The organism is Campylobacter sp. GB48 (assembly GCF_049221845.1).
Taxonomy (GTDB): domain Bacteria; phylum Campylobacterota; class Campylobacteria; order Campylobacterales; family Campylobacteraceae; genus Campylobacter_D; species Campylobacter_D lari_C.
The window spans coordinates 1-517 of record NZ_JBMJAR010000105.1; the positions used below are offsets into that span (position 1 = coordinate 1).

General features: G+C 27.3%; 1 pseudogene. It reads left to right on the top strand.

Going from position 1 to position 517, the window contains the following annotated elements:
- Positions 1-517, top strand: a pseudogene (locus ACOTVC_RS09050) (ankyrin repeat domain-containing protein); the annotation flags it as partial.

Consider the following 517-nt stretch of genomic DNA (forward strand, 5'->3'; position numbering starts at 1 on the left):
GAAATCAAACATAGCATTAAAGATAAATATTATAAAGAATGGCAAGAATTTATCCATAAAGAAGGTATAAATGTAGTTTGCATCATAGAAGATCCAAAAGGTAAGGATATTTATGATTTATACCCAATCCAAAGACCTACTATAGCCTATTACCTATTTTGCTTACACAAGGCATATGATCATGAATTTCATGAATTTATTTTACAATTTGTAAAAGATCAAACATGGTTGAATTTTTTATTAGCTTGCGTTAGTTTTGAAATAGATGATGATCATATAGATTTATTAGAAAAAACAAAAAAAATTATTAAACTTTTGGTGGATAAGGGAGCTAATATCAATGCTTCTTTTTATAATAGCAATGGACAATACAAACCTTTGATCTTTCAAGTTGATCCTCTAGGTTTTGCCAGTAAAACAGAAAGAGCTAATAAATTAGAACTTTTACATTTTTTATTGGAACTAGGAGCAGATCCTAATCTTAAAAATTCAGAGGGTGAAAATTTATTACATAGAT